Raw genomic sequence first — 24,163 nt, 5'->3', positions numbered from 1 at the left:
GGGGGCGAAGGCGGGGCCGATGCGTGACATGAACGAGATCGTGGGCAGCCACGACCTGCTGCTGGTAACGCTCGACACGCTTCGGTACGACGTGGCGGAGGAACTGCTGGCGGCGGGTCGGCTGCCGAATCTCAGCAGGGCACTGCCGGGCGGCCGGTGGGAGCGGCGGCACAGTCCGGGGAGCTTTACCTACGCCGCGCACGCCGCGATCCTCGCCGGTTTCCTGCCCACCCCGATCGACCCGGGACCGCATCCCCGCCCGTTCGCCGCCGCGTTCCCCGGGAGCGAGACCACGGCCCCGGGCACCTGGGTGTTCGACGCGCCCGACCTGCCCGGCGGGCTGGCCGGGGCGGGGTACCACACGGTCTGCGTCGGCGGGGTGGGGTTCTTCAACAAGCTGACCCCGCTCGGGTCCGCGCTGCCGGCGATGTTCGCCGAGAGCCACTGGGAGCCGGGGTTCGGGGTCACCTCGCGGACCTCGTTCGAAGCGCAGATCGCATGCGCCGAGCGGGTGGTCACGGGGGTGGACGGTCCGGTGTTCCTGTTCGTCAACGTGTCGGCCCTGCACCAGCCGAACTGGTTCCACCTGCCGGGCGCCACTCGCGAGCACGGTGACAGCCGGCGGAGCCACGCCGCCGCGCTCGAATACGTCGACCGGCACATCGGCAGGCTGTTCGCGCTGATGAGCGAACGGCGCCCTGGGTTCGCGATCGTCTGTTCCGATCACGGCACCGCCTACGGTGAAGATGGATACGTCGGGCACCGGATCGGTCACGAGGTCGTCTGGACCGTGCCCTACGGTGAGTTCACGATGGAGCGGGGGGAGTGGCGTTGACTCCGAGTCCTGGCCGGACGCCAGAGGTGGTGGACGGCGAGCGGGGCGCACCCGCGCCGCCGCCGGACGCCGCCTCACCCGATGCGGGGCCGTATCAGGGGTATGTCTACGCCTACCCGCACAAGACCGCCTACCGGCCGCTCGATCCGCGTCCGCCGCTGGCGGAGGTGTGGGCCAGGGAGCCCGTCGACCACCTCTTCCTCTACCTGCACATCCCGTTCTGCGAGATGCGCTGCGGATTCTGCAACCTGTTCACCCGCACCGGCGCCCCCGAGGAGCTCGTCGACGCCTATCTCGGCGCGCTGGAACGCCAGGCGAGCGCCGTACGGGGTGCCCTGAACGGTCCCCGCTTCGTGGCGGCGGCCGTCGGCGGCGGCACGCCGACCTATCTCAAGGCCGCCGAGCTCACCAGGATGTTCGACCTCGCCGAGCAGATCATGGGCGCCGACCTGCGGACCGTCCCGATGGCCGTGGAGACCTCCCCGGCGACCGCGACGGCCGACCGGCTCGCGGTCCTCGCCGAGCGGGGCACGACCCGCATCTCGATCGGCGTGCAGAGCTTCGTCGACGCCGAGGCTCGCGCGGCGGTCAGGCCGCAGCGGCGGCAGGAGGTCGAGACGGCGCTCGGCCGGATCCGCGAGGCCGGGTTCGAGACGCTCAACCTCGACCTGATCTACGGCATCGACGGGCAGACGGAGGCGTCCTGGCGTTACTCGCTGGACGCCGCGCTCGCCTGGAAGCCCGAGGAGATCTACCTCTACCCCCTGTACGTCCGCCCGCTCACCGGTCTGGGCCGTCGCGCCCGCGACTGGGACGACCACCGGCTCACCCTCTACCGTCAGGGCCGCGACCACCTGCTCGCCGCCGGGTACGAGCAGATCTCGATGCGGATGTTCCGGCTGCCGGGGCGGTCGAGCCCCGCCGAGTACAGCTGCCAGAGCGACGGCATGGTCGGCCTCGGCTGCGGTGCCCGCTCCTACACCTCTCATCTGCACTACTCCCACGAGTACGCGGTCGGCACCGGCCAGGTGCGCGCGATCATCGACGACTACGTGCGCCTGGCTCACGGGGAGTTCGCGGTCGCCAACGTGGGTTTCCGGCTGGACGAGGAGGACCGGCGCCGTCGCCACCTCATCCAGTCGCTGCTCCAAGCCGACGGGCTCGATCCCGAGGTCTACCGTGCCCGCTTCGGAGCCGGGGCCGAGACCCACTTCGGCGAGGAGCTGGAGCGCCTGACGGCTGGGGGTCTGCTGGAGCGTGACGCGCCGCCGCCGGGCGGCGAAGGGGCGCGCCCCGGGTGGCTCCGGCTCACCGCCGAGGGTCTGGCCCGCTCCGACGCGATCGGTCCCGCGCTGTTCTCCGGCAGGGTCCGCGCGCTGATGGCCCGATACGAGGAACGGTGACAGGCTTGGCCGACTCACCCGGCGCCCCCGCCTCCGGAATCCGCCACCTGCCGCTCCTGCCGGGCAGGCCCGGTGGATCAAATGATCCGAGCGCCGACGGCGAAGGTCGCGATCACCTGACGATCCTCTACCGGGGGCCGCTGGCGAGCTGCGACTACGACTGCCCCTACTGCCCGTTCGCCAAGCGGCGCGACAGCCCGGAGCAGCTGAGCCGGGACCGGGCGGCGCTGGAGCGGTTCACCGCCTGGGTGGCGGGACGGGACCATCCGGTCTCGGTGCTGTTCACCCCGTGGGGCGAGGGCCTGGTCCGCTCGTGGTACCGCCGGGCGATGGTCGAGCTGAGCCACCTCCCGCACGTGCGGCGGGTCGCCATCCAGACCAACCTCAGCTGCCGGTCCGGCTGGCTGGCCGAGGCCGACCTGGACACGCTCGCCCTCTGGGTGACCTACCACCCCGGCCAGGTCACCCACGAGCGCTTTCTCGCCCGCTGCCGCGACCTGGTCGCGCACGGGGTCCGTTTCAGCGTCGGCGTCGTCGGGCTGCCCGAGCACCTCGGCCACGCCCGCCGCATCCGGGCCGACCTGCCCGCGGAGGTCTACGTCTGGGTGAACGCGGCGGAGGGCGCCGCCTACACCGATGACGAGGCCGCCGACTGGACGGCGATAGATCCGCTCTTCCAGCACAGCCGGACACCGCACCGGAGCGCCGGCCTGCCCTGCCGTACCGGCGACAGCGTGATCTCCGTCGACGGCGACGGCACCGTGCGGCGCTGCCACTTCGTCCCGGCCGTGCTCGGAAACCTCTACGAGGGCACGTTCAGGCCGAGGGCCACGGCGTGCCCGGCGGCGATCTGCGACTGCCACATCGGCTACGTGCACCTGGAGGCGACCGGCCTCTACGACGTCTTCGCCGGGGGAGTCCTGGAACGCATCCCCGCCCGCTGAGGTTGGATGACGAACGGCCAGGCGCGCCAGGCGGCCCGTCAGGGTGTTCCGCGACTGACATGGTGCCAGAGAAATGGCGGCGCAAGAGCTGTGCCGCCTCGTCAAGCAGATGACGGCCTCCTGTCATCAAGCCGCCTCCGGATGACTCCCGGCAACCAGGCGAGCGCGAGAACCGCCACGAACACCGGAAACCAGGCCAGCCGGTGCAGCAGCCAGACCGGCTCGTCCGGCACGGCCAGCAGGCCGGGGACGTCGCCGAGGCGCAGGGCGGCGACGGCGATCACGGCCGGCGCGCTCTGGTGCCACAGGAAGAGCGTCATCGCCGACAGGTTGGCCAGCGCGACCGTGGCCCACAGCCGGGGACGCCGCATCAACCGGGCCAGCGGAGCGCGCGCCAGCAGCGCCACCCCCACCTGGGCGAGCCCGAAGCAGACCGCCGCCAGGGTGGGCGGCCCCAGGTTGGAGACCGCGGCCCCGGTCACCCCCACCATGCTCGCCGGATACCCGAATCCGGCGACCAGCAGCGCCGCCCCGACCGCCCCGCCGGCCAGCAGACCCACCGCCACCCGGCGTGAGCCGAGCAGGCCACTCGCCCAGGCGATCCCCAGCGCGTACGGCACCAGCCAGCCGGCCACCAGGTTCGCCCATCCCAGCCAGGCGGGACCGCCGAGCCAGAACCTGGCCAGGTCCACCCCGAGCACCACCGCGAACGCCACGGCGGCCGTGACAGCCGGATGCGCCCGCAGGAGCAGGGGAGTGGCCGCGGTCAGCGCGGCGAAGACGGCCAGGAACCACAGCGGCCCCACCGCCGGGAACACCATCGACCTGATCAGCCCCACCGGAGCCCCGCGCAGCGCCATCCCCGTTGCGATTCCCGTCCAGACCAGGGCGAGCGGCACCACCGGCCCCAGCAGCCTCCCCATCCTGGCCCGCACCCACGCCCCCGCCGGATACGCCTCGCGGGCAACCCCCGCTGGAGCGCGCGATGCGGTGGGGGCCGCGGAGTCCGGCCCGAGGGCCGCCGCCGGGCGGAGGCCGCGCGCCGCCGCGTAGCCGCCGACGAAGAAGAACACCGCCAGTGTCTGGAACACCCAGGACAGCGGTGTCAACGCCGGCAGGTGGCTGAGCGGGCTGGCCATGTACACCGCCCCCGCCGGGCCCGGCGCCCACGCCGTCACCAGCCAGTGCCCCAGCACCACGCCCAGGATCGCCAGCGCCCGCAGCGTGTCCACCCCCCTGTCCCTGCCGACCGGGGTGGCCGCCTCGATCCTGGCCGTGAGGCTAACCACCGGACACCTCGCCGCCTCGGCCGAGGGCGATCAGGGTCAGGTTGCGCAGCGACTCGCTGCCCGGCTTGAGATAGTCGTCGTGCCCGGCGGCTTCGGTCCCGAACGGGTGGGCGCCGAAGGCCGGGGCGGCGGGATCGGGGCCGAAGCCGAACGGGCCGATCCGGAGTTTGGGCACCTCGCGCATCCAGTCGAGGGCGCCGCTGCCCACCCACAGACGGGTGCCGCCCAGCTCGGCAGCCGAGGAGACGCCCAGTCCCGGGCTGCCGAAGACGGCCGTGTCGGCGACGCCGGAGGCGGGTACGGCCCCGGCGCACACCACCGAGCCGTAGCTGTGGCACAGCAGGCTGACCCGCTTGCCTCCCAGGGCCCCGGTGACGTAGCGCCGCAACTCCACCGCGCCCCGCTCGGCGGCCCCGCCGGTCATCACGCGAAGGCTGAGCATCGCCGGGCTGTCGTAGCCGAGCCAGGCGACCACCGCCAGCCTCGCCCCCGGATCCAGCGCCCAGGCCTCGGCCAGCACCGCCCGCGCCCCTCCCCCCGGCGTGTTGTACCGCTTGGCCCTGCCGCCGTCGAAGGTGGCGGCCGTGGTGTCGGCCCCGGGGACGATGACCGCGACGTACTCGGCCGCGGCGAGATCGCCGTAGACCCGGATCACCCGGTCGCCCACGGGCGGCGGGACCGTCAGGTAGGCGAGCGCCGTGGCGACGGCCACGATGAGCGTGCGGCGGAACATGCGAGCCTCCTGTCCGGCCTGCGGGATTGGACAGGAGGCTAGGAACCGCGGCCCGTCGATCGCATCACCCCGGGGAGGTGTCTTCGCGATCCCTCTCGGGGGTGATGCGGGCTCACCCGGCGAGCGAGGCCGGCGCCACCAGGACCCTCAGGGCGGAGGTGAGAGCCCGGCCGGGGCGCGAGTGTCCGGTGACCGGTCGCGTCACCGCGCGAACCGTTCGTCGTCCGGTGCGGTGTCCGGCGGGCGGGGGGAAGATGACTCCGCAGGCCCCGAGGCGCCGCGGACTCATTCGCCTGGGCGGACCAGGCCCGTCTCGTAGGCGTGCACGATCGCCTGGGCGCGGTCGCGCAGGTTCAGCTTCGCGAGGATCCGGCCCACGTGGGTCTTGACGGTCTGCTCCGACAGGATCAGCTCCTCGGCGATCTCCTGGTTGGACCTGCCCCGCGCGATGAGCGCGAGCACCTCGGTCTCGCGCTCGGTGATGTCGTCCAGGCGCCCGCGCGGGCGGTGCGGGCCGACGCGGGCGAACTCCGCGATCAGCCGCCGGGTCACCGAGGGCGCCAGCAGCGCCTCCCCGGCCGCCAGCACCCGTACCGCCTCGGCCAGCTGCTGCGCCGAGGCGTCCTTGAGCAGGAACCCGCTCGCCCCGGCCCGCAGCGCCTCGTAGACGTAGTCGTCGAGGTCGAACGTGGTCAGAATCAGGATCCTCGGGGTGGGGCCGGTGGACTCCATGATCTCCCGTGTCGCCGCGAGGCCGTCCATGACCGGCATCCGCACGTCCATCAGCACGACGTCGGGCCGCAGCTCGGCCGTCCGGGTCACGGCCTCGCGCCCGTCGGCGGCCTCGCCCACGACCTCGATGTCCGGCTGCGAGCTCAGGAAAACGGTGAAGCCGGTCCGTACCATGCCCTGGTCATCGGCTATGAGCACCCGGATCGTCATCGAATCTCCTTGAGCGTGGAGACCCCGGGTTTCGGCCCGGGGCAGGAGGTCAAACGTTCTCCGTGATCGGCAGTATGGCGGTGACCGCGAAGCCCGTCCCGACCGGCCCGGCCCACAGGCTTCCGCCGAGCACGGACACCCGTTCCCGCATTCCGATCAGGCCGTGCCCCATGCGCTGGGGTTCCCCGGGGGAACGGTGCCCGGCGTTGTTCGTCACCTGGACGTGCAGCTCGGCGCCGTACCGGGCGATCCTCATCGAGACGGCCGAACCGGGTGCGTGCCGCATGGCGTTGCTGAGCGACTCCTGGGCGATCCGGTAGGCGGACAGGCTCACCGCCGTGGGCAGCCCCGTCAGGTCGCCGCCCACCTTGAGTGTCACGGTGAGCCCTGCGGAGCGCGCGGTGTCGACGAGTTCCTCCAGGCGGCCGAGGCCCGGCTGCGGCGCGATGTCCGCGTGCCCGTCGTCCTCCCTCAGCACGCCCAGTACGCGGCGCATCTCGGTCATGGCCGCGAGCGACAGCGCGCGGATCTCTCTCAGCCCTTCCTCCAGGCGCTCCGTGTCTCCGGCCGCTCGCAGCGGAACGGCCTCCGCCTGGATGGCGATCACCGACATGTGGTGGGCGACGACGTCGTGCAGTTCCCTGGCGATCCTGGCCCGCTCCTCCAGCACCGCCTGTCCGGCCAGTGCCTGCCGGCTGCGCCGTTCCTCCTGGGCCAGCAGGCCGATGGCCAGCCGCCGGGCGCGCACGTTGTGGCCGAACAGGACGGTCGCCGTGACGATGCCGGTGACGACGGTCAGCGAACCGGGGTAGATCATCCAGGTGACGAGGACCGAGACGATCCACACGCCCACGGTGATGTGCCGCTCGGAGCGGACCGCGACCGCGTAGACCACGAGCGCGTACATGATCGCGGTGTCCACGTTGTACGGGGGGTCGATCAACTGCCGTGAGACGACCGTACCCAGGGGGACCAGCACGACCGCTGCCCGCCAGGCGGCCAGTGGCCACCGGCTACGGAGCGCGAGCGGCAGGGAGAAGGCCAGGGCCGTGAGCGTGAGCCAGTCCGGATCGAGCGGGGAGTTCACCCGGGCCGCCGTCTCCTGGAGCATGGAGAGGCAGGCTTTGAACAGTATGAAGGTCAGCGCCAGGTCGGCCAGCAGGACCAGGTCGATCGTCCGGAACGGCAGCAGCCCCAGCGCCCTTGGCATGCGGGGGCGGAGGCGGCGTGACCGGGGGCGGCCGGCAGGATCGGCCGCCCCGGTCACCAGCGCCTCGACGAGGGGGTGGGCCAGTCGCGCGGCGGCCTCCCGTACCGGCCGCGCGTGCCGTGCGAGGGCCTGCCGCGCGGAGCTGGGGATCACCCGGATCAGCCTAGGCGGCGCGGCCGTGGTCCGTGTCCCACCAGGGGGTGATCTTCAGTGTCACCCCCTGGTGGGCCGCGGGGCACGGCCGGGACGTCCACCGTGACGGAACCCGCACCATCCGGTGGGCTCAGGCCGGGCTCAGGCCGCGCAGCACGAAGCCGGAGACCATCTCCGCGGCCTCCTCGGGCGTCACCGCGCCGCTGAGCAGCGGGACCCGCTCGGCGCCGATGACGGCGAGGATGAAGCGGGCGGCGACTTCCACGTCGGGGGCGTGGAAGTCGCCCGAGGCCACGCCGCTGTCGATGATGCCGGTCAGGATGCGCTGCATCGGCTCGACATGGTCGGCCAGGCGCTGGTAGGCGTCGGGGCCCAGCGCCGCGGACAGGTCGGCGGGGCCGGGATGGGGATGGGCGAGCAGCCCGTCGAGCTGGAGCCTGACGAAGACCCGCAGCCGCTCGGCGGGCAAGGCCCGCTCGGGCAGCTCCCGCTCGTAGCTGTCGATGAAGTAGTGCGTCACCCGCTCGGTGAAGGCCAGCAGCAGCGCGGCCTTGTCGGGGAAGTAGTTGTACAGCACGGTGCGGGTGATCTCGGCCTCGCTCGCCACCTCGGTCATGGAGATGGCGTCGATGCCCTGCTCCCGGGAGAGACGCGAGACCGCCCGCAGGATGCGGTCCTGTGTCTGGGCGCGGTGCTCGCCGATGGTCGCGGCCGAAATCCGGGGCATGGCCCCATGGTCGCACAGTGCCGTCGCCGACTGTCAGGTCGTTTGGGGTCCGGCCGCGAGGTCAGCGCTGGGGGCGGGCCGAACTCATGGCGGCCTGCAGGTCCTTGGTGCTGGGGGCCGGGGGGAGCGGAGGGCCGACGCGGTCGGCGCGGCAGGCGTCGAGGATCAGGCCGATCAGTCGCCGCCACGCCTGAGGGGCGGTGCAGCGGGTGGAGCCGAGCACCCCGGCGTTGGCCATCATGATCAGTATAAGGTCCTGACCGGTGAAGTCGGCGCGCAGCGTCCCCGCGCGGCGGGCCCGCTCGATCACCCGGTCGACCGCCGCCATCGCCCGTGCTCTCGGCGCCTCCAGCGCCGCGGTGGGGAAACAGGTGGTGAGGGCCTCGGTCACCCCCTGGTCGGCGGCCTGCATCCCGCAGACGTGTTCGACCAGCCCGGCGAACGCCTCCCAGGGGTCGTCGGCGAGCTCCGCCGCCTCGGCGGCCTCGACGAAATCGGCCATGTGGTCGGCCAGGATCGCCTCGATGAGCGCCTCGCGGTCGGGGAAGCGCCGGTAGAGCGTGGCGATGTTCACCTCGGCCCGGCGGGCGATCTCCTCCAGGGGCACGTCGAGCCCGCGCTCGCGGAACGCGACGCGCGCCGCCGTCATGATCCGTTCCCGGTTGATCTCGGCGTCCCTGCGCAACCTCCGCCGTTTGCACGCTTCCATGAGCCGATTCTACAAAGTGAAGGCTTCCCTGCGGTTATGCTACGGTGGCGACAAACGAAGGTGTGCCTTCACTTATTTTTCGGAGTGCCTGATGAACGTTGTCCTCTGGATCGGGCAGAGCCTGCTCGCCGCGATGTTCCTCATCGCGGGTCTCACCAAGTCCACCCAGCCGCGCGAGAACCTGATCGCCAACTTGGGGGGATGGGTGGAGGATTTCTCCGGCGGACAGGTCAAGGCCATCGGCATCCTTGAGGTGCTGGCCGGGATCGGGCTGATCCTGCCCGCTCTCACCGGCATCCTGCCTGTGCTGACCCCGCTCGCCGCCGCCGGCCTGGTGATCACGATGATCGGCGCCATCATCGTGCACGTCCGGCGCAAGGAGTATTCGGCACTCGTGATGAACCTGGTACTCCTCGCGCTGGCCGCCTTCGTGGCCTGGGGCCGTTTCGGGCCGTACGCCTTCTGAGCACCGTATGTCTTTTGAGGCCTTTGCCGGGACCGTGCGATTTCCGAAGCCTGGAGGGCGCCGGACAGGTGAACGCTCCGGTACGGAGAATCCGTGCCGGAGCGTTCTCTCGTGCTGTGGGACGACCGGGTTCAGGCGGCGACCTCGGACCGGGCCACCCGGCCGAGCTCGCCCAGGACCTCGGTGTTGAGCAGGTAGGCGAGCTTGGTCTCGCGGATCAGCCGCTGCTTCTCGGCCTCGTCCAGGGGTAGTGCGTCCAGCCGGGCCCGGTACTCGTTCTTGAAACGGGGCAGGCTGCCGATCCCGTCGAACAGGTAGAAGTCGATGCCGCCGCCCGGCTGGTAGCCGTAGATCTTCTGCAGCTCCATCCGGATGAACTGCCCGCCGGACAGGTCGCCCATGTAGCGGGTGTAGTGGTGGGCGATGTAGCCGGCCGGCCAGGTGGCGACCTGGTTGATGCGGGCGACCAGGGTCAGGGTCGGCTTGGAGGGCTCGATCCTGGACCGCCAGCCGGACCCGTAGATCGTCTCCAGGTCGCGGACCAGGGCCTCCTCCCGGTAGAGCTCGGGAAGGACGAACGGTGCCGCGACGGGGTCCTCGGTGAGCGACCGTGCGGCGCCGTCCAGGGCCACGTAGGCGAAGTAGTGCTGGGCGACCATCTCGCCGTACGCCTCGGGGGTGAGGCTGCCCGCCATCAGGGCCTTGAGGTAGCTCTCGTCCTCGGCGGATTCGTGGTCGCCCCAGGTGGCGTTCCTGAGGACTTCGGAGAACGGCGGCTCACTCATGATCACTCCGCGGCGAGGAAACTTTTCATGACGCAGTGTCACAAAAATCGCACCCTCCCGTCAAGCTGATGACGACACCTCGTCATTAAACCGGCCACCCTCCGCGTCGAGTTTCGGGTGGGACGTGCGGGGACGGGGTTCTCGGGGCGAGCGGGTGGTGCCGTGGCTTCCGAGGGGGGTGCCTTCGCCGCCAATCTACCCTTAGGTTAGGCTCGGCTAACTTTTACAGCGTTGTCGAAGCCGTGATCGGACTCCTCTCGATCGACAGAAGGAAAACACCGCCATGCCCGCTGAACCCCCCAAAGCCGTGCTCGCACCGGCAGCGGGTGCCCTGCTGTTCGGGCCCGTCGCCTGCGGAAACGATTCCGGGAGCGGTTCCGCAGGCGGCGGTACCGCCGCCCTGGCCGACCGGCTCCTCGAAGAGGGGGGTCGGTCCCCGGCGGACGCGTTCTTCGCCCGGGAGGCCGGCGCGCTCCAGGTTCCCGCGGTGGAGGTCAACGATCTCGGTCGGCCTGGGGCCACGATCGCGTTGATCAGGGAATCAGGACTCGTCTTCTGACCATGCGACCGAATCTCGCCAAGCGGGTCCGCCACGACGGACCCACCTCATGGTCGTTCGGGCGTGTCCTGCCGGTGGCCGGACGTCCTCGCAGGCCGCTACTGCTCGCCCTGTCGGTACTGGCCGTCGCGGTGGCCCTCATCCCGGTGCTCTATCTCGGCGTGCGGACGGCCGAAGCGGGCTGGGAGCGTATCGCCGAGGAGGTGTTCACCCCGCGAGTCGCGCTACTCGCGCTCCGTACCCTCGGCCTGGCGGTGGTGGTGAGCGCCGGTTGCCTCGTGCTGGGGGTCGGCTCGGCGTTCCTGGTCGTACGGACAGATCTGCCCGCCAGGCGCGCGTTCGCGGTTCTGGCGGCTCTGCCGCTCGCGGTGCCGACCTATATCGCGGCATTCGCATGGAGATCGACCGTGGACGGGTTCGAGGGCTTCTGGGCGGCGGCGCTGGTGCTGACGCTTTGCTCCTATCCCTACGTCTTCCTGCCCGTCGCCGCGGCGCTCAAGGGCGCCGACCCGGCCCAGGAGGAGGTGTCTCGGTCGCTGGGCAGAAACGCCTGGCGCACCTTCACCGGCGTGACACTGCGGCAGGTCCGTCCCGCGGTCGCGGGCGGCGCGCTTTTGGTGGCACTGTACGTTCTGTCGGATTTCGGCGCGGTGTCGATCGTACGGGCCGACACCTTCACCCGGGCCATCTTCGTCGCCTTCGATCTGGGCTTCGACCGGACCGGGGCGCTGGTGTTGTCAAGCGTGCTGGTCCTCCTGACGATGCTCATACTCGCGGGTGAGACGGCGAGCCGCCATCGCGGTGCCCGGTACGCTCATCTGGGCGCCGCCCGCCGGGCCCCGGCCCGGTTCCGCCTCGCCCGGACGCGGTGGCCCGCCACCTTCGTGCTGCTCGCTCTCGCCGGGCTCTCCCTCGGTGTCACCGTGGTGAGCCTCGGCCACCGGATGATCGAGGGTGTCTCGCGGCCGGGGGCCTGGTCCGAGGTGGCCGCCGCCGCGGGCAACTCGCTCTGGCTCTCCTTCGCGGGCACCGTGCTCACCGTGCTGCTCGCGCTGCCGCTGGGCGTGCTCACCGCCAAGGCGCCAAGCCCGCTGACCACACTGCTCGATCGTCTCGGCTACCTCAGCCACGCCCTGCCGGGTCTGGTCATCGGCCTCTCCCTGGTCTCCTTCGGAATCAGCCTCGCCTATCCGATCTACCAGACGACCTGGCTGCTCGCGCTCGGCTACGCCGCCCTGTTCCTTCCGCTGGCGGTGGCCGCGGTCACCGCGGCGGCGGCCCAGGCACCGCCCGTCCTGGAAGACGTCGCCCGATCACTGGGCCGAAGACCGCCGGCCGTGCTGCGCACGGTGACCCTGCCCCTCACCCTGCCCGGGATCGGCGCCGGCGCCGCGCTGGCCTTCCTGGCCTGCATGAAGGAACTGCCCGCTACGCTCCTGTTGCGCCCGACGGGTGTCGACACCCTCGCCACCGAACTGTGGACGCACACCACCGTGGCGGCCTACGCCGCCGCCGCCCCCTACGCGGCGTTGCTCGTGCTGCTGTCATCGGTGCCCGCGTGGCTGCTCACCTCGCGCACCGGCATCCTCACCAGGGAGTCCACCAGATGAGCCGGCTGGAACTGAGTGGCATCGCCAAGAGGTACGGCGCGATGACCGCGCTCGCCGGAGTCGACCTCACCGTGCCGAGCGGCACCCTGACCGCCGTACTCGGCCCTTCGGGGTGCGGCAAGACGACCCTGCTGCGCTGTGTGGCGGGTTTCGAACGGCTCGATGCCGGTGAGATCGCCATTGACGGGCGGATCGTCGCGGGTCCGGGGACGCACACCTCCCCGGAACGCCGCCATGTCGTCACCGTCCCGCAGGAGGGCGCGCTCTTCCCGCACCTGTCGGTGGGCGACAACGTCGGGTACGGCCTGAACCGGGAGGAACGGCGTTCGGGCCGCGTCGAGGAAGTGCTCACCCTGGTGGGCCTGTCCGGACAGGGCGAGCGGATGCCGCATCACCTGTCCGGCGGGCAGCAGCAGCGCGTGGCGGTCGCCAGGGCGCTGGCACCGCGTCCCTCCCTCATCCTGCTCGACGAGCCGTTCAGCGCGCTGGACGCCGGACTCCGCGCCGACCTGCGGCGCGATGTGCGCGCCGCGCTACGGGCCGACGGGGCGACCGCCATCCTCGTCACCCACGACCAGGGCGAGGCCCTCTCCAGCGCCGATCAGGTCGCGGTGATGCGCGACGGCCTGGTCATCCAGAGCGGACCGGCGGTCGATGTCTACCGGGAACCGGTGGACCCATGGGTGGCGGCGTTCGTGGGTGACGCGGTGTTCCTGCCCGCCGGAACCGATATCGGCCCAGGCGCGGGTGGCACCGTGCTGTCCACGGCACTCGGTCACATCCCGGTGGGCGGGATACCGGCGGGGGCCGGGAGCCTCACCGCCATGGTGCGCCCCGAACAGATCCGCCTCACCACGGCGTCGACCGGCCCGGCGGTGACCGCGACCGTGACCGGTTACGACTTTCACGGCCATGACGCGATCGTCACGCTCCGGCTCGCCGACGACACCCAGATCATCGCGCGAGTACCCGGCCACACGGCCCCGGTGACGGCGGGATCCGCTGTCGGGGTGCTCGTGGAGGGCGTCTGCCAGGCCTGGCGCGAGATCTAGGGGAGAGCGCTCACGCCGGTTGTCCGTGAGCGGGCACGCGGCGCGTGAGACCGGGCTCTGGCCCCGGCGTATCACCTGGGTGATACGCCGGGGCCAGAGCATCTTGATGTCGCACGCGGGGGGCTTGACGAGTCCCACCGTGGAGAGGGCGGCCGATGGTTCCAATTACACAATTACGATCGCTCACAGCGAACACGCTCAACCTCGGGAACATTCTCGGGCTCCCATTAATTGAGTGAGTACAACTCAACCCTTGGAGTTCACATGAGTGAGAGCTTGATCCTCCCGGTCCTGCCGCTCGACGACGAGGTCGTGCTGCCGGGCATGGTGGTCCCGCTTGACCTGTCGGAGACCGAGGTCCGGGCCGCGATCGACGCGGCACAGGCTCTCGCTGACAACAAGCCCGAAGTCCTGCTCGTTCCCCGGATCGACGGAAGATACGGCTCGGTGGGCGTGCGGGCGATCGTCGAGCAGGTGGGCAGGCTGCCCGGCGGCGAGCCCGCCGCCGTGCTGCGCGGCGTCGACCGGGTCCGAGTGGGCACCGGCACGACCGGTCCGGGCGCGGCCCTGTGGGTGCAGGCCACCCGCATTCCCGTGGTCGCGGCGGACGAGCGCGCCCACGAGCTGGCGAAGGCGTACAAGGCGCTGGCCACCACGATCCTGCAGAAGCGGGGCGCCTGGCAGGTCGTCGACGCGGTCAACCAGATGGACGATCCCTCGGTCCTGGCCGACAACTCCGGCTACGCCCCCTGGCTGAGCACCTCGCGCAAGGCGGAGATCCTGGAGACCGCCGACCCGGCGGACCGGTTGGAGAAGCTGGTCGAGTGGTCGCGCGAGCACCTGGCCGAGATCGACGTGGCCGAGACGATCCGCAAGGACGTCCAGGAGGGCATGGAGAAGCAGCAGCGCGAGTTCCTGCTCCGCCAGCAGCTCGCGGCGGTCCGCAAGGAGCTCGCCGAGCTGAACGGCGACACCTCCGCCTCCGAGGAGGAGGACTACCGGTCCCGCGTCGAGGCCGCCGACCTGCCCGAGAAGGTGCGCCAGGCCGCGCTCAAGGAGGTCGACAAGCTGGAGCGGACCTCCGACCAGTCTCCCGAGACCGGCTGGATCCGTACCTGGCTCGACACCGTCCTCGACATCCCGTGGAACGAGCGGACCGAGGACTCGTACGACATCGCCGCGGCCCGCGCCGTCCTCGACGCCGACCACACCGGTCTCGACGACGTCAAGGACCGCATCATCGAATACCTCGCGGTCCGCGGGCGCAGGGCGGAGAAGGGGCTCGGCGTGGTCGGCGGCCGCCGCAGCGGCGCCGTGCTCGCGCTGGCCGGCCCTCCCGGGGTCGGTAAGACCTCCCTCGGCGAGTCCGTCGCCCGCGCGATGGGCCGCAAGTTCGTCCGCGTCGCCCTCGGCGGTGTCCGGGACGAGGCCGAGATCCGCGGTCACCGGCGCACCTACGTCGGTGCCCAGTCGGGCCGGATCGTCAGGGCCATCCGCGAGGCCGGCTCGATGAACCCGGTCGTGCTGCTCGACGAGGTCGACAAGGTCGGCTCCGACTACCGGGGCGACCCGACGGCGGCGCTGCTCGAGGTGCTCGACCCCGCGCAGAACCACACCTTCCGCGACCACTACCTGGAGGTGGAGCTCGACCTCAGCGACGTGCTCTTCCTGGCGACCGCCAACGTGCTCGAGGCCATCCCCGGCCCGCTGCTGGACCGCATGGAGATCGTGACGCTCGACGGCTACACCGAGGACGAGAAGGTCGCCATCGCCCGGGACCACCTGCTCCCGCGTCAGCTCGACAAGGCCGGCCTCACCGCCGAGGACGTCACGGTCGACGAGGACGCGCTGCGCAGGCTCGCGAGTGAGTACACCAGGGAGGCCGGGGTCCGGTCCCTGGAGCGCTCGATCGCCAGGATCCTGCGCAAGGTGACGGCCAACGTCGCGCTCGGCGAGGGCGAGCTGCCCGTGGTGGTGGGGGATCTGGTCCCCTATCTGGGCCGCCCGCGCAACGTGCCGGAGTCCTCGCTTCCCGAGTCCAGCCAGCGCACGGCGGTGCCCGGTGTGGCGACCGGCCTGGCGGTCACCGGGGCGGGCGGTGACGTGCTCTACGTGGAGGCGTCCCTGGCCGACCCCGAGACCGGCGACACCGGCCTGACCCTGACCGGCCAGCTCGGCGACGTGATGAAGGAGTCGGCCAGGATCGCGCTCTCCTACCTGCGCTCGCGGGGTGCGGAGCTGGAGCTGCCCGTCGGTTCCCTCAAGGACCGCTCGGTGCACGTCCACTTCCCGGCCGGGGCCGTTCCCAAGGACGGCCCGTCCGCGGGCGTCACCCTGATCACGGCTCTGGCCTCGCTGCTGTCGGGTCGTCAGGTCCGCGCCGACGTGGCCATGACCGGCGAGGTCTCCCTCACCGGCCGGGTGCTCCCGATCGGCGGGGTCAAGCAGAAGCTGCTGGCCGCCCACCGGGCGGGCATCACGACGGTGCTGATCCCGGCGCGCAACGAGCCCGACCTGGACGACGTCCCGCAGGCCGTCCGCGACGAGCTCACCGTCCACGCGGTGAGCGACGTGCGCGAGGTCCTGGACATCGCGCTCACCCCGGCCAAGGTGGCCGAACACGCCGCCGCCTGAGCGGCGATCCTCACGACGGCCCGCCCTCTCACCAGAGGGGGTGGGCCGTCCGGCTGCCCGGTGGATGCCGGATCGGCCAAGCTCCGGCAATCCGCGTGTCACGGGACGGAACGGGCCCGTCGGATATAAATGGACGAATCATAAAGTTAATTGACCGAATGATTCGGTCATGGTGACATGGAATCCATGCTGTACGGAACGCCTTCTCTGGAGGCCATCGACGAAGCGGTTCTCGGCGAGATCGAGGAGATGCGCCGCGACCTGAAATACCGCCTCGCGGAGACCCACCGCTGGGACGGCCAGCTCAGGCGCCAGCTCCAGGCGCGGGCCATCCAGGGTTCCAACTCGATCGAGGGCTACCGGGCCAGCGTCGAGGACATCGAGTCGATCATGGCCGGTGAGGAGCCCCTGGAGACCTCCAGGGCGGTCGCCAGGGAGATCTCCGGCTACCAGCAGGCGCTCACCTACATCCAGATGCTCTCCCGCGCCCCGGTGTTCGCGTTCGACGCGGGCCTGCTCCACGCGCTCAATTTCATGATGATCGGTCATCACCATGGCAAGACCCCGGGCACGGTGCGGCCCGGTGGCACCTACGTCCGCAACTCCACCACCGGAGAGGTCGTCTACGAGGGCCCGGACGCCGAGCGGGTGCCGGAGCTGCTGGCCGAGCTGGTCGCCTGGCTCAACGAGGGCGACCTGAAGGCGCCGAGCTACGTGCGGGCGGCGATGGCCCACTTCAACCTGGTGAGCATCCACCCCTGGCGGGACGGGAACGGCCGCATGTCGCGGGCGATCCAGACGCTGGTGCTCGGCAGGGAGCGGATCACCACCCCGGAGTTCTCCTCCATCGAGGAGTGGCTCGGACAGGCCAGAAACACCTACGACTACTACGACGGCTTGGCGGCGATACAAGGCGGCCGTTGGAACCCGCATGGGGACACGCTGCACTGGGTGCGCTTCTGCCTGCGCGCCCACCACCTCCAGGCCCAGCAGGTCCGGCGCAGGCTTTCCGAGGCGGGGGAGGTGTGGATGCTCCTGGAGGAGCAGATCGACGCCGACGGGCTCAACACCCGAACCGTCTCGGCGCTCTACGAGGTGTTCGTCAACCGGCGGCTGCGCCGGAGCAGGTACCAGCTGGACGAGTCACTCAGCCAGGGGCAGGCGGCCAGGGACCTGCGCGACCTGGCGGCCAAGGGCTGGCTTGCCCCGTACGGGGAGACCAAGGGCCGCTTCTACGCGCCGGGGGCGAGAATGCGGGCGATCAAGGACGACTTCGAGCGGAGGGTCGTCCCGCTGCGGGATCCGTACCGGCATGACCAGCGCTTCGATGTCTTGAAGTAGGCAGGTAAAACGACGTCGGCGGTGAGGCTCGGGAACTGGGCGGCCCCGGATCCAAGGGCGGGCGTGTGTGTTGAGCCGGGCGGTGACGAGATGTACATCGGGTGCTCACTCAGCGGGTCTTCGATCCAGAAATCATTGGTGTCGAGAAGGTGTGTCTGCGGGTTATGGACACCTACGCTCATCCGTAAAACATTTATGACACCAACCGGATCATCCGAGGCCGGTGAGTATGGATCGGGCCACCGACATTCCTCTCCCAGTTCTACCTCGTTTCCCGGTCGGCGCGCCACACGCAGGACAATGTATCTCTCTGACCTCCTAGAACAGGGGGGGCGTGACTCGCTGTCTCGTCCTTTTGCTTTCTTTGGACACTCGTCGGGGGCCGCCGAGCGCCGTCGGCTGGAGGGCTTCAGCGGCTCGTTGTCCCACAGGTAGCGCTCATGCGGGCGCCGGGGTTTTCAATCTGCGCAGTTCGCTACGGCGGTGCTTGGCGATCAGAGTCGAGGCGATGCCCTGCAACCCGCGGCCTGACTTCCAGCCTTCTCAGGACGTATCGCCTGGTGTCAGGCTTGGTTTTCGGCGGTCAATTCGCGCTTTTCGGATACCTCACCACTTCGACATATCAGACATGCAGCTATTTTGCCACTATAAATGACATTTGCTGATCTAGCTCCCCACCTTCATTCCCGGTGTTGACAGTAATCACGACGTCTTTCATAGTCGACAAGGGGATTCCCGCTCTTTCGATTCTTTTCAGCGAAAGGATTTTTGTGCCTGCGGAATTGGTGGACGCGTTTTTCTCGGTAACAGACTCCGGCGCCAAGGTCGGGTTCGTGGTCCAGGGCGGGCAGGCGGCTCGCTTCGGGTGGGCCGAAGGGCGGATGCTCGATCACTACGCGCCCTTACTGGGGAAACGGTGGCCGGCGCTCCCGGCGGCCTTCGCCGGCGGATTCGACGCCGCGCTCGCCGTGCCCGCGGACGACCCGTGGACGATGGTGTTTCGCGGAGGCCAGTGCCTGCGGCTGCACCCGGTGGACGGGTCTGTCGGTCAGGTCGGCTCGATCGACGGCCAGTACCCGGGGCTGCCGGCCGCATTCCGTACCGGGATCGACGCGGCGCTGCCGTCGGCCACCTCCGGAGAGGCGTACTTCTTCAAGGGCGGCCAGTGCGTGCGCTACGACCTGCGCTCGGAGATGCCAGTGGAGACCAAGTCGCTGGCCGACACCTGGCAGGGGCTGAGCGCCAAGGCCCCCACGTTCGTCAACGGGATCAGCGCCGCCGTCCTCAACCCCGTGACGGGTAAGGCCTTCTTCTTCAAGGGCTCTGAGTTCGTGCGGGTCGCGTTGAGCACCCGGACCGTCGAGACGGCTGCGGCCCCGGTCGACGAGGGCAGCTGGCCGGGGTTGCGGCGCACCTTCAGCCCTGGCCGCGTGTACGTGGTGCAGATAACGGAGGAATTTCGCGCCATGGTGGCTGTGGTGGACCTGGCGACGCGCACCGTGACCGGGAGGCTCGACGTGCCCCTCGACACCAATCTGACCATCAGCCCCACCCCGGACGGCCGGTTCCTCTACGTGCCGATCTCGAACGACAACTGCATCTGCGTGGACGCGGCGAACGAGCGGGTCGTGGCGACCTTCCCCGGGTGGGTCACCTCTGGCCCGCCCAACGCCTACAGCCCTGACGGGGCGTACCACCACTTCACCTCCTACGTCCAAAACTGCTATTTGGAGACGGTGCAGGTCGGCACGTTCAACGAGGTGAGCCGGATCGAGCTCAAGGCAACGGTTTTCGCCGGGGCCACGACGACGGAGAACTCCAACCGGGCACCGGTCATCCTCGTGGGGCCAACTGCGATCGCGCCGCACCGGGATGGGCGCCTCGTCTACGTCAGCGGGAGGGGGGAGGGCCACGGCCCGATGGTGGCCGAGGTCGACCTGGAGCAGAAGCTGGTCCGCCAGCTCTTCCCACTGCCTGGAGGGAGAACGCCTAACGACCTGGCGCTCTCCCCGGACGGCTTGGTCGCCCACGTCACCTCCGACGACCGCACGCTGGCGTTCAGCACGCGCACCGGAGAGATCCTCCGTGAGAACGTCCTGCCCGGGTGCAAAGAACTCGTGCTCACCCCGGACGGCAGCACCTTGCTCTGCCTGCCCAAAGCGAATGGTGAGGGTGTCCTGGTCGCCGACCCGGCCACGCATCAGCTGCAAGACCGCATTCCGATCGGGGCGAACGGCGGGCGCGGCACCGGTGCGAGTCTCTCCCTCAGCCACGGCGGCGCGCTGGCCTACGTCGCCGAGGTCTCCGAGGAGGCCGGTTACTCGCTTGCCGTGATCGATGTCGAGGCGCGCCAGAAGATCGCTTCCATTCCTCTGGCCGCAAAGTATGTGCGCTGGGCGGTCTTCGCCCCATTCTGACCCGGGCGGTCCGGCGCCGCCCTTGGCGATCGCCAGGCGGATGGAGCCGCCATGGGCCGCGGACCTGATCACCGGCGGTCGCCTTACGTGCCCTTCCCCTCGTTCGCTGCGCGGCCTGAGGCGGCATGCGGCCCTCGATCGCGTGAAAAAGGAGAGCCTGATGTCCCTGCCTGAGCGCATGTCGCTCGTCGAGTTGATCAACGAGTTCTTCGGTGAGCCGATCGAGTTGCCGGCCGCGCTGGTGCCGATCCTGGACAACGTCCACGAGTACCAGAACCTGCCGCCCGGGGAACGGCTGGTCACCGCACGCTCCCCAGGGTATGACGATCCGGCCCAAGGCAGCCCGGTGGACGCGGTGTTCATCCAGACGAAAAAGGTCGGCGGCTCGGGTGCCATCGGGCTGCTGCTGGATGTGCAGCTGCGCTTCGACGGCTCACGCCTGGCCCTGGTGGGGGAGGTGGTGCCCGAGGGCGCGATCGTCTTCCCCAGCCTCAAGATCCTGTGCCTGGACCGGACGCTGAACGTGGGCGAGGTCAATCAGCTCAACGGCCTGCTCGCCGGCTACGGTGTGGCGGCGCGCTTCCCGGTGCCGAACGCGATGAGCGCCGACGTGTGGCCGAAGTACTTCGCCGCCGCGATCACCTGGCAGCTGCAGGGCGGCGAGATGCCCGCCCTGGCCATCGTCCTCAACGACAAGGACGACAAGGACAAGCCGAAGAAGGAGGAGGAGGAGATCTCCTTCCCCGGGCTGCCGGCGACCTTCGGGCCGCTGACAATCTCGGGGGTCAAGCGCGGCTGGAGCAAGGCCAAGGACTACCTGCAAGTGCTGCTGGTGGCCGAGCTGAAGGTCGGCGGGCAGGTGTTGCAGCTCGACGGGCTGGGCTTCATGATCCCGACGTCGGCGAAGGGGTTCGTGGCCAGGCCCGAGCTGATCGGGGCCGGGCTCAGCATTCGCCGGGATACGCCGCCGCTGACGATCGACGCGGCGCTGCGCTACACCGGCCTCGGCGATGATGCGATCTCCTATGGGCTGGCCGGGCTGGTGCGGGTGGAGACCGCGGCGCTGTCGGTCATGGGGGCCGGAGCCTGGTCACGCACCGCCGACGGCCATCAGATGATCTTCCTGTACGCGGAGGCGCTGCTCACCTCGGGCGCGTCGTTGTTCGGGCCGCCGCCGTTCACCGTGACCGGGCTGGCGGCCGGGTTCGGCGTCAACAGCAGGATGCGCCCGCCGGAGGTGGCCCAGCTTCCCAGCTTCCCGCTGCTGGCCCGGCTGGAGGAGGCCCCGAAGGTCCCCGGCGAGCCGCCGCCCCCGCCGCCAGAGCCGCTGGAGGTGCTCAACGACCTGACCAGCAGAACCGGCTGGGTGAGGCCGGAGGCGGGCTCGTATTGGATCGCGGCCGGGCTGACGTTCACCTCGTTTAGGTTCATCGAGACCCGCGCGCTGGCGGTGATCGAGTTCGGCAACCGGCTGAACGTGATGCTGCTGGGCCGCACCTCGATCACGCTGCCGAAGAACGCCAACGCATCGGGCAAGGTGCACGCCCGGCTCAACATCGACCTGCGGCTGGCGTTCCTGTCCGAGGAGCACAAGCTCAGCCTGGAGGCCGCCGTCGGCCCCGGCTCGTTCGTCTTCACCCAGTCGGCCGAGCTGACCGGCGGCCTGGCGTTTTGCGTGTGGACGGGCGGCGGCCGCGGCGGCGACTTCGTGATCACCCTCGGCGGCTACCACCCGCAGTTCAACGCGGTCAAACCGGCCTACTATCCGAATCCGGCGCGGCTGGGGTTTCGCTGGCTGCCGTGCAGCCGCGTCGTGGTGCAGGCGTCCGGATACACCGCGCTCACCCCGGGCGCGATCATGTTCGGCGCCGCGCTCGCCGCCCGGTACGAAAAGGGCGTGCTGAGCGCCTGGTTCACCGCGCACGTGGACGCGCTGATCCAGTGGAAGCCGTTCTACCTCGACCTGGCGCTGGGCATCTCGATCGGCGTCGCCGCCACCGTCAAGATCGCTTTCATCAAGGTGCGGGTCTCCATCGAGGTCGGCATCACCTTGCAGTTCTGGACGCCGCCGACCGGCGGCCGGGTCTCGGTGAAGGTCTGGTTCATCGGGTTCAGCTTCGACTTCGGCGCAGGCCGGGCCGGGGCCCCGCCGGTGCCGTGGAGCGAGTTCCAGATGCAGCTGCCGTCGCCGCTACGCACCACCCCCGTCAAGGGCCTGCTGCCGGATGTGGACAAGGGCGAGGAGGATGCACGGGCCGCCCGCGAAGCCCCGCTGCTGGTCTCCACCGACGGGTTCGTCTTCGAGACCGAGGCGGTCATGCCCTCCTCGGAGATCTCGATCAACGGCGACGTCTACGCCACCGGGCCGACGGTGACCATCCGCCCGATGCGGCTGACGAACGTCACCTCCAAACACATCGTGACCCTCACCCGGTTCGAAAACGGCGCCGAGACCGAATTCGACCCCGGCGCCAACGACTGGCTCCTGGAGGAGATCTACCGTGACGTGCCCCGGTCGATGTGGGGGCGGGTGCTCGACAAGCCGGGCGACGCGGCGACCGAGCCGGGCCTGGAGCCGGACCGCCTCAGCGGCGTGCGCTTCACGGTCTCGCGGCCCGAACTGGGCGCTGGCGTCGGCCCCATCAGCTCCCGCGTGTTCAGATACGAGCCGCTGCAGGACGGTGACATGCCGCTGCGCGACGGTGCGGCCGCCGGCCCGGCCCCGCGCCCGGACGAGGCCAGCATCACTACGATCACCCGGACGCTCGCGGCGCCGGCGACCGCGCAGCGGCGCACCGCCGTCCACGACGCGCTGGCCCGGCTCGGGGCGGCCCCGGGTAAGGACACCGACGGCCTGCTCGGCCACTACGCCGAACTGGTCGGCCGCAGCATGACCAGCTCGCCGCTCGTCACTGACGCCCCCGCCCCCGCGAGGTGAAATCCATGACCGAGGATAACTCCCCCGAACTGCACCTCACTTTCAACGACCACTTCACCCCGCACGCCACGGCCGGAATCTACACCGTGCGCGCCCGGCAGGAGTTGTATAAGGAAAACGGCGAGCGCATCGACACCGGCGAACAGGCGCTGCCGGAGTCTGCGCAGCGGTTCGAGATCCGCCCGGTCCGGTTCGTGCTCAAAAGCGGATCCCTGCACGCCCTCTACCCTCCGGCGGGTAGCGCCGGCCGCTACGACACCGTGCTGCCGCACATCACGCTGACTCGCGCCGTCCTACCGTGGGAGCGGGAGCTGACCGGCACCCGGGCACGCGAGCACGCACCCTGGCTGGCGCTGCTGGTATTCGCCGAGGGTGAGCTGCCCGGCGACGAGAGCGCCATGGGCCAGACCGCCCGCCACACCGTCGCCGAGCTGATCGACCCCGCCGAAGCCGGGGTGATCGGCCCGAATCTGAGCGGCCCGTCCCTCACCCCGGAGGTGCTGAGCAGCAAGTGCGAGACGATCGACGTGCCGGCCGAGGTGTTTCGCGCGGTCGTCCCCTACCAGGACGAGCTGTACTACCTGGCGCACGTGCGCGACGTGACCGTCCCGACCCTTCGCCAGCGCGGCGAGGACATCGTCGAGGGCCGTTATGCGGTGATCACCGCCAACCGGTTCGCCCGCGTGCCCGGCCGCTACGCCGTCCACCTGGTGTCGCTGGAGGGCTATGAGCCGCACGCCGCGCCGAACCCGCCCACCGGCCACGACGCCGTACGGCTGTGCGCCCTGTGGTCATGGTCGTTCCACCACGCCCCCGACAACGTCCTCGACATCCCCGGCCTGATCGACAACCTGGTCGCCCCCAGCCGCACCGACCGCGAAAACCTCGCCTTGCGCGTCAACGTCCCCGCGCCGGAGGGCACAGCGGATCCGGCCGAGACCTACGCGCGGGAACGGCTGCGGCTGGGGTATACGCCGGTGCCGTTCCGGACGTTGTCGGGCGAGGCGACCTACGCCTGGTACCGGGGACCGTTCACCCCGGTCACCGCGCCACCGGTGCCGGATCCCGGCCTCGCGCCCGGCCACACGACGGCCGACCACGCCCTGATCTACGAACAAGAGCACGGCCTGTTCGACGTCAGCTACGCCGCCGCGTGGACGCTCGGCCGTACCCTCGCTCTGGCCGATCCGGACTACGCGGCGCAGATGACGCGGGCCCGCCGCGAGATCGCCAACCGGGCCGCGGTGCTGCGCAAGATCGCCGCCGACCCGGCCCGCGCCGGGCGTTCCTTGGAGACCGGGCGGAGCCTGCGGGCGCTACGGGAGCTGGCCGAGACGGCCAACGGCCAAGCGCTCGCCGAGGTGCTGGCCGCCCCGCAGGCTGCCGAGCCGCTGCCGCCCCGGCCGCGCCGCCGAT

19 protein-coding genes are annotated in these 24,163 nt (G+C 70.5%); 12 read left to right on the top strand and 7 right to left on the bottom strand.

Annotation, left to right across the window (positions count from 1 at the left end; translation table 11 throughout):
• Positions 1-28 precede the first annotated feature (28 nt).
• From ABZU75_RS20250 to ABZU75_RS20240, 3 genes are read left to right on the top strand one after another with little or no spacing between them, the layout of a single operon-like run.
• Complete coding sequence (locus ABZU75_RS20250) at positions 29-835, top strand: STM4013/SEN3800 family hydrolase (RefSeq protein WP_355556224.1); 807 nt, start codon at positions 29-31, stop codon at positions 833-835.
• Positions 836-864: 29 nt separating this feature from the next.
• Positions 865-2,238 carry an STM4012 family radical SAM protein gene (locus tag ABZU75_RS20245; RefSeq protein WP_355556221.1) on the top strand — a complete coding sequence of 458 codons (1,374 nt, stop codon included), beginning with the start codon at positions 865-867 and terminating at the stop codon, positions 2,236-2,238.
• Positions 2,239-2,294: 56 nt separating this feature from the next.
• On the top strand, positions 2,295-3,182 hold the full coding sequence (locus ABZU75_RS20240; RefSeq protein WP_355556217.1) for an STM4011 family radical SAM protein: 888 nt from the start codon (positions 2,295-2,297) through the stop codon (positions 3,180-3,182).
• Between the two features lie 101 nt (positions 3,183-3,283).
• On the opposite strand, the gene ABZU75_RS20235 is transcribed toward ABZU75_RS20240, so the two are convergent.
• The 6 genes from ABZU75_RS20235 to ABZU75_RS20210 all read right to left on the bottom strand — a co-directional run bounded on the left by ABZU75_RS20235 (position 3,284) and on the right by ABZU75_RS20210 (position 8,945).
• Positions 3,284-4,471: an acyltransferase gene (locus tag ABZU75_RS20235; RefSeq protein WP_355556147.1), complete on the bottom strand. Its 1,188-nt coding sequence runs from the start codon at positions 4,469-4,471 to the stop codon at positions 3,284-3,286.
• Entirely contained in the window at positions 4,464-5,204 is a 741-nt protein-coding gene (locus ABZU75_RS20230; RefSeq protein WP_355556144.1) for an alpha/beta hydrolase, read from the bottom strand. Before ABZU75_RS20230 ends, ABZU75_RS20235 begins: the two co-directional genes overlap by 8 nt.
• A gap of 285 nt (positions 5,205-5,489) precedes the next feature.
• The gene (locus ABZU75_RS20225; RefSeq protein WP_355556141.1) at positions 5,490-6,146 is read right to left on the bottom strand and encodes a response regulator transcription factor; all 657 of its coding nucleotides are present in this window, start codon (positions 6,144-6,146) and stop codon (positions 5,490-5,492) included.
• A gap of 49 nt (positions 6,147-6,195) precedes the next feature.
• Positions 6,196-7,509: a histidine kinase gene (locus tag ABZU75_RS20220; RefSeq protein ID WP_355556138.1), complete on the bottom strand. Its 1,314-nt coding sequence runs from the start codon at positions 7,507-7,509 to the stop codon at positions 6,196-6,198.
• A 130-nt stretch (positions 7,510-7,639) separates the two neighbouring features.
• Complete coding sequence (locus ABZU75_RS20215) at positions 7,640-8,236, bottom strand: TetR/AcrR family transcriptional regulator (protein ID WP_355556135.1); 597 nt, start codon at positions 8,234-8,236, stop codon at positions 7,640-7,642.
• A 61-nt stretch (positions 8,237-8,297) separates the two neighbouring features.
• On the bottom strand, positions 8,298-8,945 hold the full coding sequence (locus tag ABZU75_RS20210; RefSeq protein ID WP_355556132.1) for a helix-turn-helix domain-containing protein: 648 nt from the start codon (positions 8,943-8,945) through the stop codon (positions 8,298-8,300).
• 91 nt (positions 8,946-9,036) lie between these two features.
• Between ABZU75_RS20210 and ABZU75_RS20205 the strand changes: the two genes are divergently transcribed.
• On the top strand, positions 9,037-9,411 hold the full coding sequence (locus tag ABZU75_RS20205; RefSeq protein ID WP_355556130.1) for a DoxX family protein: 375 nt from the start codon (positions 9,037-9,039) through the stop codon (positions 9,409-9,411).
• 131 nt (positions 9,412-9,542) lie between these two features.
• On the opposite strand, the gene ABZU75_RS20200 is transcribed toward ABZU75_RS20205, so the two are convergent.
• Positions 9,543-10,196 (bottom strand): biliverdin-producing heme oxygenase, encoded by a 654-nt coding sequence (locus tag ABZU75_RS20200; RefSeq protein ID WP_355556127.1) that lies wholly within the window; start codon positions 10,194-10,196, stop codon positions 9,543-9,545.
• Between the two features lie 283 nt (positions 10,197-10,479).
• Between ABZU75_RS20200 and ABZU75_RS20195 the strand changes: the two genes are divergently transcribed.
• The 8 genes from ABZU75_RS20195 to ABZU75_RS20160 form a co-directional block, all read left to right on the top strand.
• Entirely contained in the window at positions 10,480-10,755 is a 276-nt protein-coding gene (locus ABZU75_RS20195) for a hypothetical protein (RefSeq protein WP_355556125.1), read from the top strand.
• 2 nt (positions 10,756-10,757) lie between these two features.
• The gene (locus ABZU75_RS20190) at positions 10,758-12,365 is read left to right on the top strand and encodes an iron ABC transporter permease (RefSeq protein ID WP_355556122.1); all 1,608 of its coding nucleotides are present in this window, start codon (positions 10,758-10,760) and stop codon (positions 12,363-12,365) included.
• Positions 12,362-13,417, top strand: a complete 1,056-nt coding sequence (locus ABZU75_RS20185; RefSeq protein WP_355556119.1) for an ABC transporter ATP-binding protein — start codon at positions 12,362-12,364, stop codon at positions 13,415-13,417. Before ABZU75_RS20190 ends, ABZU75_RS20185 begins: the two co-directional genes overlap by 4 nt.
• A gap of 264 nt (positions 13,418-13,681) precedes the next feature.
• Positions 13,682-16,051, top strand: a complete 2,370-nt coding sequence (gene lon, locus ABZU75_RS20180) for an endopeptidase La (RefSeq protein ID WP_355556116.1) — start codon at positions 13,682-13,684, stop codon at positions 16,049-16,051.
• 177 nt (positions 16,052-16,228) lie between these two features.
• On the top strand, positions 16,229-17,392 hold the full coding sequence (locus ABZU75_RS20175; protein ID WP_355556112.1) for a Fic family protein: 1,164 nt from the start codon (positions 16,229-16,231) through the stop codon (positions 17,390-17,392).
• Positions 17,393-18,162: 770 nt separating this feature from the next.
• Positions 18,163-19,809, top strand: coding sequence for a hemopexin repeat-containing protein (locus tag ABZU75_RS20170; RefSeq protein WP_355556109.1), 1,647 nt, complete (start codon positions 18,163-18,165; stop codon positions 19,807-19,809).
• A gap of 160 nt (positions 19,810-19,969) precedes the next feature.
• Positions 19,970-22,747: a DUF6603 domain-containing protein gene (locus tag ABZU75_RS20165; protein ID WP_355556106.1), complete on the top strand. Its 2,778-nt coding sequence runs from the start codon at positions 19,970-19,972 to the stop codon at positions 22,745-22,747.
• A 5-nt stretch (positions 22,748-22,752) separates the two neighbouring features.
• Positions 22,753-24,163: hypothetical protein (locus tag ABZU75_RS20160; protein ID WP_355556104.1), on the top strand; the 1,411-nt coding region annotated here is incomplete at its 3' end.

Origin of the sequence: Streptosporangium sp. NPDC005286, from assembly GCF_040607515.1 — a bacterium.
In the GTDB taxonomy this organism is placed as follows: domain Bacteria; phylum Actinomycetota; class Actinomycetes; order Streptosporangiales; family Streptosporangiaceae; genus Streptosporangium.
Note: the sequence above shows the minus strand (reverse complement) of the source record. Positions and strands in the feature narration are given on the sequence as shown.